Origin of the sequence: Microcoleus sp. Z1_A1, assembly GCF_036700305.1 — a bacterium.
Classification (GTDB): domain Bacteria; phylum Cyanobacteriota; class Cyanobacteriia; order Cyanobacteriales; family Microcoleaceae; genus Microcoleus.
Genome location: NZ_JAUBOR010000053.1, coordinates 1 through 9051 on the forward strand (window position 1 = coordinate 1; position 9051 = coordinate 9051).

Annotated in this window: 7 protein-coding genes; all 7 read left to right on the forward strand. The window is 45.8% G+C overall.

What is annotated here, in order from left to right; translation table 11 throughout:
* Positions 1-936: 936 nt before the first annotated feature.
* The 7 genes from QT973_RS23580 to rimO all read left to right on the forward strand — a co-directional run bounded on the left by QT973_RS23580 (position 937) and on the right by rimO (position 9028).
* Positions 937-2175, forward strand: a complete 1239-nt coding sequence (locus QT973_RS23580; RefSeq protein WP_333052703.1) for a sedoheptulose 7-phosphate cyclase — start codon at positions 937-939, stop codon at positions 2173-2175.
* Positions 2176-2177: 2 nt separating this feature from the next.
* Complete coding sequence (locus QT973_RS23585; RefSeq protein ID WP_333210486.1) at positions 2178-2981, forward strand: class I SAM-dependent methyltransferase; 804 nt, start codon at positions 2178-2180, stop codon at positions 2979-2981.
* A 286-nt stretch (positions 2982-3267) separates the two neighbouring features.
* Positions 3268-4662 (forward strand): ATP-grasp domain-containing protein, encoded by a 1395-nt coding sequence (locus tag QT973_RS23590; protein WP_333052706.1) that lies wholly within the window; start codon positions 3268-3270, stop codon positions 4660-4662.
* A 2-nt stretch (positions 4663-4664) separates the two neighbouring features.
* Positions 4665-5690 carry an ATP-binding protein gene (locus QT973_RS23595; RefSeq protein ID WP_333052707.1) on the forward strand — a complete coding sequence of 342 codons (1026 nt, stop codon included), beginning with the start codon at positions 4665-4667 and terminating at the stop codon, positions 5688-5690.
* A gap of 246 nt (positions 5691-5936) precedes the next feature.
* Entirely contained in the window at positions 5937-6575 is a 639-nt protein-coding gene (locus QT973_RS23600; RefSeq protein ID WP_333052709.1) for a Uma2 family endonuclease, read from the forward strand.
* A gap of 229 nt (positions 6576-6804) precedes the next feature.
* Positions 6805-7428: a Uma2 family endonuclease gene (locus tag QT973_RS23605; protein ID WP_333261344.1), complete on the forward strand. Its 624-nt coding sequence runs from the start codon at positions 6805-6807 to the stop codon at positions 7426-7428.
* A 271-nt stretch (positions 7429-7699) separates the two neighbouring features.
* A complete protein-coding gene (rimO, locus tag QT973_RS23610; protein ID WP_333210488.1) occupies positions 7700-9028 on the forward strand; it encodes a 30S ribosomal protein S12 methylthiotransferase RimO in 1329 nt (442 codons plus the stop codon).
* Positions 9029-9051 lie beyond the last annotated feature (23 nt).

Sequence of the window (9051 nt, forward strand, 5' to 3'; positions counted from 1 at the left end):
TAAAATCTAAAATCTAAAATCTAAAATCTAAAATCTAAAATCTAAAATCTAAAATCTAAAATCTAAAATCGATTGACGCTCCATTACCTGCGTCTGCTACTGTTAAAGTGCTGTCGGGCGATCGGGCTTGATTTATAGCAATCCTAAATGATTCGTGTAATTCTTGTAGGGGCAAACCCCGTGGTTGCCCCGATGCAGGCTGGGGTAGGCACTCTTAGCACTACCCCTACATATTTTTACAAATGATGCGAGGATTGCTATATGTTCCCAGGAAATTTCGTAATCTAAAATCCAGGTTTATTATTCCCTTTATTAACTAGGCATTAATCGGCTGATTGGATATTTAATTTGGTTGATAATGGACCTCTTGCAAAAATAACTAGGACGGGATCTGGGGCCCATCCCACAAAAGTTATTTTTTCTTGTGGGATGGGCGTCCCGCCCGTCCAATAAATTTATGAAAAGGACTTTTGCAAGAGGTCTAATCAACTGGAAATACGCAGCGAACCCGCTCAAAAAAGATAAAGTGATTTCAACGATCGATCGCAACGAGTCGTTTCAATAGATGAGGCTGCTGTAATTTCCGGTTTTCGCGATTTGTCTCTGGATAATATGATATAAAAAAAAAATATATCAAATTTTACTGAATCTGGTTGCATAAAGATGAGAAATTCGTTATGTTGAATTTTGTGTAAGCATTGAGGCGGTCTCAAATCAATCCTCAAAATGCTTTAAGTATAAATACTCGATAAGCAGTATTTAACCTAGTCTTAACAAACAACTCTGAAAGTAAATTTTTAGGTAGATTGTTAAGTTCATATTAAATGACAAATTGTCAAGTTAATGTCTAGGAAGTTTGCCAGCAAAAGGATTGATACTTTTGAAGCTCGCCCAGATACTTACAGTTACTGATCAACATGAAAGTGCAAAAATCTTATGGGTGACATTCAAGCTACGTTTACATCTACCGATCGAGCTTTTCAAATTGAGGGGTACGAAAAAATAGATTTCAGCTTGCTCTACGTAGATGGTGCTTTCAAGCTGGAGAATCCTGAGATTGCGGATAGTTACCGCCAATTCGGTCGCTGTTTAATGGTTGTAGATGAAACAGTCTATGGTCTTTATGGTGGACAGATGCAGGATTATTTCAAGCATCACGAGATAGATTTAACAGTCTTTCCAGTTAATATCAAGGAACCTGATAAGACCTTAAAAACTTTTGAAAGCATCATAGATGCCTTCGTTGATTTCGGACTCGTGCGGAAGGAGCCTGTTTTGGTAGTCGGTGGTGGATTGACGACAGACGTAGCTGGTTTTGCCTGCTCATCCTATCGCCGTCGGACTAACTACATTCGCGTACCGACAACTTTAATTGGGCTGATTGATGCCAGTGTGGCAATCAAAGTAGCTGTGAACCACGGTAAGCTGAAAAACCGCCTCGGCGCTTACCACGCTTCGCAGAAAGTAATCTTAGATTTCTCCTTTCTGAAAACTCTGCCGATCGACCAAATACGAAACGGCATGGCAGAGTTAATTAAGATCGCCGTAGTAGGCAACAAAGAAATCTTCGAGTTGTTAGAAAACTACGGCGAAGCATTGCTGCACAGCCATTTTGGTTATTTAGACGGCACATCTGAACTGCGGGAAGTGGCCCATCGCTTAACCTACAACGCGATTCAGTCAATGCTGGCCTTAGAAGTACCAAACCTCCACGAGCTAGATTTGGATCGAGTGATAGCTTATGGTCACACTTGGAGTCCGACGCTGGAACTAACACCGGAAATTCCGATGTTCCACGGCCATAGTGTCGCCATCGATATGGCTTTTTCGGCCACCATTGCCCAACTGCGGGGCTACATTTCGATCGCCGATCGCGATCGCATCTTAAGATTAATGAGCCGCCTCGGACTAGCAATAGACAGCCCTTATCTCACATCAGAACTGCTCTGGAAAGCCACAACATCGATCAGTCGTACCCGCGACGGCCTTCAGCGTGCAGCAGCTCCATGCCCCATTGGTGACTGCTTTTTCATGAACGATTTAACTCGAACTGAGTTGGATGAAGCCCTAGCGGTGCATCGAGAAATCTGTCAGGGCTACCCGCGTCATGGCGATGGCGAGGATATGTATGTGGTATTGCAGAAAGTTGCAACTCGTTCCACAGCCGGGGTATAAAGATGAGACCCGTTACCCCAGTCGGGATTTTAGCCTCCTTACTCGAAAGTCTCGCCTCGCAAGTAGAAAAAATCGATAATCTCGATCGAGCTTTCAAGGCCCAATTACAACAAGCCTACGAACTAGCAAATGGTCTCGATCCGTACCTGAACCTTTGTACCACGCCGGAATCTCCCGCCTTAGCCACGTTAGTAAAGCGCACCCAATCAGAAGATTGGAGTCAGCGATTCTCTGACGGCGAGACAGTGCGCCACTTGGAACAGGAAATGCTTTCGGGCCATGTGGAAGGCCAAATGCTGAAATTTCTCGTCCATCTCACCAAAGCACAGCGCGTACTGGAAATCGGGATGTTTACCGGGTACTCAGCACTAGCGATGGCCGAAGCCCTGCCAGTGGATGGAGTGGTGGTAGCCTGCGAAGTAGATGCTTACGTCGCTGAATTTGCCCAGAAGTGTTTTCACGAATCTACTGCCGGCCACAAAATCTCAGTCAAGGTGGCACCGGCTCTAGAAACCATGAAACAATTGGCTGCTAATGGAGAAGTGTTCGATTTGGTATTTATCGATGCTGATAAAGCTGGATACATAGACTATCTCGATTTACTCCTAACTACCGGGCTGTTGGCTCCCAATGGCTTGATATGTGCAGACAATACTCTGATGCAGGGACAGCCATATTTGTCGGGTACTGCTACTGATAACGGAGTTGCGATCGCCAAATTCAACCAGGCTCTAGTTGACGATCCGCGCGTAGAGCAAGTGTTAGTGCCGCTGAGAGATGGATTGACCTTAATTCGGCGCGTTTAGAGCGTGTTCTCTTGCCCCGGAGATCCCCTTAATCAGGCGGGATCGGTCAAAGTCCTAATGCGGATTTAGCCGGATCAGATCAGTGCAACCGGATTCGATCTAATTCATCTGCGTTAATCTGTGTTTATCTTCCCTCATCTGCGGTTTAAAAAAGATAATTTATGAACCGCAGATGACAATTTATTAACGCGGATTAACGCAGATGAAGATCGGAGAGATGTGAATATTTCTGATGCTAACAGATTTGATATTACCTTTAATTAGAGTGTTTACTTACTAGAAAATTATGCTCGAAACAGTTTCTGTGGCAGCGATGCCATCTGAACAGGAAACAAACACTGGGAATAGGCGCTTCCAGACTGCATTCAAAACCATAGCCACATTAATTTTGCTGCTATTAGTAATGCCCCTGAATATTGCTTTAACTGCGATCGCCCTACTGAGATCCATCATCATCAAACCGTTTCAGTCTCGATCGACTACAGCCACTCCCCAAACGATTTTAATCAGTGGCGGCAAGATGACCAAAGCATTGCAGCTAGCCCGATCGTTCCATCAGGCCGGTCATCGGGTAATTTTGGTAGAAACCGAGAAATACTGGCTGACGGGTCATCGTTACTCTTGGGCAGTCGATCGCTTTTACACAGTACCAAACCCCCAGACAGATGAATACCCCCAAGCACTCTTAAAAATTGTCCAACAAGAGAAAGTTAATGTTTACGTTCCCGTTTGTAGTCCAGTCGCCAGTTACTACGATGCCGAAGTCAAAAGGGTACTTTCTGGGCACTGTACGGTAATGCACGTCGATGTCGAAACTCTGCAACGATTGGATGATAAATATGATTTTGCAAAAGCAGCGGAAGCATTGGGGCTGCGAGTTCCGAAGTCTTATCGCATTACTAATCCGCAGCAAGTAATCGATTTTGATTTTAGTGATGCACAGCGTCCATATATAATCAAAAGTATTCCCTACGATTCTGTTCGCAGGTTAAACTTAACTAAATTACCCTGCGAAACCCCAGCAGAAACTGCCACCTTTGTCAACTCATTACCAATTTCCGAGAGTAAACCTTGGATTATGCAAGAGTATATTCCGGGGCAAGAATTCTGCACTCATAGTACAATTCGTGATGGTCATCTTCAGTTGCACTGTTGCTGTGAATCGTCGGCTTTTCAGGTGAATTACCAGAATGTCGATCGCCCGGATATCGAAAATTGGATTCGTCAATTTGCCAAGAGTCTCAATCTGACAGGACAAGTTTCCTTTGATTTCATTCAGGCGGCGGATGATGGAGAGATTTACGCGATCGAATGCAACCCCCGCACCCATTCAGCCATCACGATGTTTTACAACCATCCCGATGTGGCAAAAGCTTATTTGGAACCCGACCCTTTACCGCAGACTGTGCAGCCTTTGGCATCTAGTCGCCCGACTTACTGGATTTACCATGAAATTTGGCGATTGGTGACTCATTTGCGATCGCCGAAGCTCGTTTCTGAGCGGTTACAAATTATCGCCCAAGGCAAAGATGCTATCTTCGAGTGGGACGATCCGCTGCCGTTTTTGATGGTGCATCATTGGCAAATTCCCTTGTTGTTATGGGGAAATTTACAGAAGCCGAAAGAGTGGATTCGGATTGATTTTAATATTGGCAAACTTGTGGAAATAGGGGGAGATTGAGGATGTCAGTAGTACGGGTTTTGCATTTAGTCGGATCGGCAGTTAGCGATTTTTTCTGTAATTTATCGCGGCTTTATGCAGAAGATTGTCTAAAAAATACGGCTAATTCAGCACTCTATGAATTTCATATAGCCTATATTTCTCCCGATCGCCAATGGCGTTTTCCTACATCTCTCGATCAAGGTGCGATCGCAGCCGCTAATCCCATGTCTCTAGCGGGCGCTGTAGAGGTGCTGACACAGCTAAAGATTGACGTAATGGTACCGCAGATGTTTTGCATCCCCGGCATGACTCAATACCGCAGCTTGTTCGATCTGCTGCATATTCCTTATGTGGGTAATCCGGCAGAGTTGATGGCGCTGACTGCTGACAAAGCCAAGACTAAGGCAGTAGTAGCAGCCGCTGGGGTAAGTGTACCGTTGGGAGAAGTTGTCCGCGCGGGCGATCGACCTTCTATTGACTTTCCGGTGGTGCTCAAGCCGCTGAATGCGGATAATTCTCTGGGAGTTGCCTTAGTTAAAAATGCTGCTGACTATGATGCGGCTTTGGAGACAGCATTGACTCATTCCGAGGAAGTGCTAGTAGAAAAATTCATTGAATTGGGTAGAGAAGTTCGCTGTGGAATTATCATCAAAGCAGGCGAATTAGTCTGTTTACCGCTGGAAGAGTATGCTCTAGATGCTGATACCAAACCGATTCGGAGTTATGCTGATAAGCTCAAACAAAATGACGATGGCAACTTGAGCTGTGTCGCTAAGGATAGTACCAAATCGTGGATAGTGGACATCAGCGATCCGGCAACCGAGAGAGTTTGGGATATGGCCAGAAAATGCCACATCGCTTTGGGTTGTCGCGATTATAGTCTATTTGATTTTCGCATCGATCCGCAGGGACAACCTTGGTTTTTGGAAGCGGGGCTGTACTGTTCTTTTGCTCAGAAAAGTGTGCTTTCTGCAATGACGAAAGCATCAGGAACTTCTCTGGATACTTTTTTTGAAAGTATGTTGCAAAATGCCTTGCAGAGATGACTCAGGCTGAGTTTGCGATCGGAGTAGCTAAAACATCACAAAATTTGTGAAATAATGATCGTATCAAGAACTTCTGTGGATAGTTTTAGATTCAGTCGATCGGCGCGATCGGTATTTTGACATTGTGGACACAATCTTATAGCAAACTTCACTTCCTATGTCAAGAATTTTCAGTATTTTACCGAAAAGACTTGTGCCATCTTTTAGCTTTCCGCATACTAATCACCAGACAGAGGAAACCACAACATGATCCAAACCATATCGAAAACAATCACGTTTGATGAGTTCGTTGCTTGGTATCCAGAGAACTCTGTCCATAAGTACGAACTACACAATGGAGTAATTGTTGAAATGCCTTTAGGAACCGGCCGTCATTCCCGCGTTACAGGTTTCATCCGTTCAAAACTATCAGTCGAAATTGACCGCCGCTCCTTACCTTATTCCATCCCCGGCGACTGCCTGCTCAAACCCGTCCGCAACGAGGCGGGCTACCTGCCAGACGCAGTTGTCCTAGACGAAGCAGCTCTGCGCCAGAGAGAACCGCGCTGGGATACGGAATCCATCATCACGATGGGGTCTTCGGTGCGACTGGCTGTAGAGGTCGTCAGTACCAACTGGCGGGACGATTACCATCTCAAATTCGCTGACTACGAAGAAATGGGCATCCCCGAATACTGGATTGTGGACTACCTTGGTTTGGGCGGCCGCAAGTTCATCGGCACTCCCAAGCAACCCACGCTCTCGGTTTGCCAGTTGGTTGACGGCGAGTATCAAATCAGCCAGTTTCGGGGAGATGACCGAGTTGAATCGCTGGCTTTCCCAGAGTTGAGGTTGACTGCCGAGTTGATTTTTCGAGGCGGTCTGCCCTTAACCGAGCCGAGCTAGAAGGAGTGGGGGGCGATCGGGTATCAAAAGGATATCAAATGGGTACAAAAGGACACCAATTTTGTGACAAATCGGCGTTTTGTACCAAGTGCTGTTTTGTCAGGACGGGCGATCCCAATTATATCAACTACAGTTTAATTTGTCAAGGATTAGAGGCAACGTTGCCTCTAATCCTTGTGTAATATTTGAGCTTTCCGCATACTAATCACCAGACAGAGGAAAACACAACATGATCCAAACCATATCCAAAACAATCACGTTTGATGAGTTCGTTGCTTGGTATCCAGAGAACTCTGTCCACAAGTACGAACTACACAATGGAGTAATTGTTGAAATGCCTTTAGGAACTGGCGACCATTCCGACGTTACAGGTTTCATTTCCGGTGAAATCAATTTTGAAATCAGGCGACTGCAATTGCCTTACTCTATCCCTGGTGATTGCTTGCTCAAGCTTGCGCGTAACGAATCTGGCTACCAGCCAGATGTAATTGTCCTAGACCGAACCGCACTTGCAAGCGAACCGCGCTGGAAAAAAGAATCAGTCATCACGATGGGGTCTTCGGTGCGACTAGCTGTAGAGGTGGTCAGTACGAACTGGCGGGATGATTATTTTTTCAAAGCTTCCGACTATGAAGAAATGGGCATTCCCGAATACTGGATTGTAGACTATCTTGGTTTAGGCGGTCGCAAGTTTATCGGCAATCCCAAACAACCCACTCTCTCGATTTACCAGCTAGTAGATGGGGAGTATCAGGTAAAACAGTTTAGGGGAAGCGAGACTGTTGAGTCGCTGGCTTTTCCAGAATTGAGCTTAACAGCAGAGAAGATTTTTCTTGCTGGCTTGCCGAACTAGCAAGTCGAAATTATGCAAAGGGCGTAAGATTGTCGAAGCCTTCCGACGACACCAAAACCTGACAATTGGGTCAAAATCTGGCAGCGAAAAAGCGGGAAAGTACGATCGCACAAAGCCTAAAAATTCTCATCTCGCCCACGATCGCACAAATATCACACAACAACTGCGGACACCACAACAGTCCAGAGCTTCCACATAAACATTGCAATTTTTTAAATTGTGTGATATCATAAAACGTTCTTAAAAATAGCGCAACACTAACTATTACTGCATGGCAACGAAGCCAACGATCGCATTTACTCACCTCGGCTGCGAAAAAAATCGCATCGATACCGAACACATGATTGGCTTGCTGGCTCAAGCGGGCTATCAAGTCGATTCTAATGAAGAATTAGCCGATTATGTTGTAGTCAATACTTGTAGTTTTATCCAAGCTGCGCGAGAAGAGTCGGTCCGCACCTTGGTAGAATTGGCAGAAGCTAATAAAAAAGTAGTCATCACCGGCTGCATGGCACAGCATTTTCAGCAGGAATTGCTGGACGAATTGCCGGAAGCAGTCGCAATTGTCGGCACTGGCGACTATCATAAAATCGTCAATGTTATGCAGCAGGTGGAAAAGGGCGATCGAGTTTCCCTCGTCTCTAGTGAACCTACTTACATCGCTGACGAAACTACTCCCCGCTACCGCACGACATCGGAAGGTGTGGCTTATCTGCGTATAGCAGAAGGCTGCGACTACCGCTGTGCATTTTGCATTATCCCGCACTTGCGCGGAAATCAAAGATCGCGGACGATCGAGTCTATCGTCGCGGAAGCTAAGCAATTAGCCTCCGAAGGGGTAAAAGAAATTATCTTAATTTCTCAAATTACCACCAACTACGGCAAAGATATTTATGGCGAACCGAAACTCGCCGAACTACTGCGCGCTTTGGGTGAAGTAGATGTACCTTGGATTCGGATGCACTACGCCTATCCTACAGGTTTGACTCCGCAAGTTGTCGCAGCAATCCGCGAAACGCCCAACGTTTTGCCGTATTTGGATTTACCCCTGCAACACTCGCACCCGGAAATTCTGCGGGCGATGAATCGGCCTTTTCAAGCCGGGATCAATGATGCTATAGTCGATCGGCTCAAAGCAGCACTTCCCGGCGCCGTGATGCGGACAACTTTTATTGTCGGCTTCCCCGGCGAAACCGACGAACACGCAGCACACTTGCTGGAATTTGTCAAGCGCCACGAATTCGATCACGTAGGAGTTTTTGTATTTTCGCCAGAAGAAGGAACCCCAGCCTTCAGCTTGCCCCAGCAAATACCTGCAGAAATAATGGAAATGCGGCGCAATTTGGTAATGGCGGCACAACAACCTATATCATTGAAGAAGAATCAAGAGTCTGTCGGTCAGGTAGTTGATGTCCTGATAGAACAAGAACAACCAGAGACAGGTGAGTTGATTGGTAGATCCGCTCGGTTTTCCCCAGAAGTAGATGGACTCGTCTATGTGACAGGAGAAGCGCGACTGGGATCGATCGTATCTGTGAAAATTACTGGTGCAGATGTCTACGACCTCTACGGTCAAGTCGATTTTAGATTTGAGATTTGAGATTTGAGATTGACTGCACAGAC

Bases quoted from the DNA above. Each gene is read 5' to 3' on its own strand.
- QT973_RS23580 (WP_333052703.1), top strand. From the start codon at position 937: ATGGGTGACATTCAAGCTACGTTTACATCTACCGATCGAGCTTTTCAA.
- QT973_RS23585 (WP_333210486.1), top strand. From the start codon at position 2,178: ATGAGACCCGTTACCCCAGTCGGGATTTTAGCCTCCTTACTCGAAAGT.
- QT973_RS23590 (WP_333052706.1), top strand. From the start codon at position 3,268: ATGCTCGAAACAGTTTCTGTGGCAGCGATGCCATCTGAACAGGAAACA.
- QT973_RS23595 (WP_333052707.1), top strand. From the start codon at position 4,665: ATGTCAGTAGTACGGGTTTTGCATTTAGTCGGATCGGCAGTTAGCGAT.
- QT973_RS23600 (WP_333052709.1), top strand. From the start codon at position 5,937: ATGATCCAAACCATATCGAAAACAATCACGTTTGATGAGTTCGTTGCT.
- QT973_RS23605 (WP_333261344.1), top strand. From the start codon at position 6,805: ATGATCCAAACCATATCCAAAACAATCACGTTTGATGAGTTCGTTGCT.
- rimO (WP_333210488.1), top strand. From the start codon at position 7,700: ATGGCAACGAAGCCAACGATCGCATTTACTCACCTCGGCTGCGAAAAA.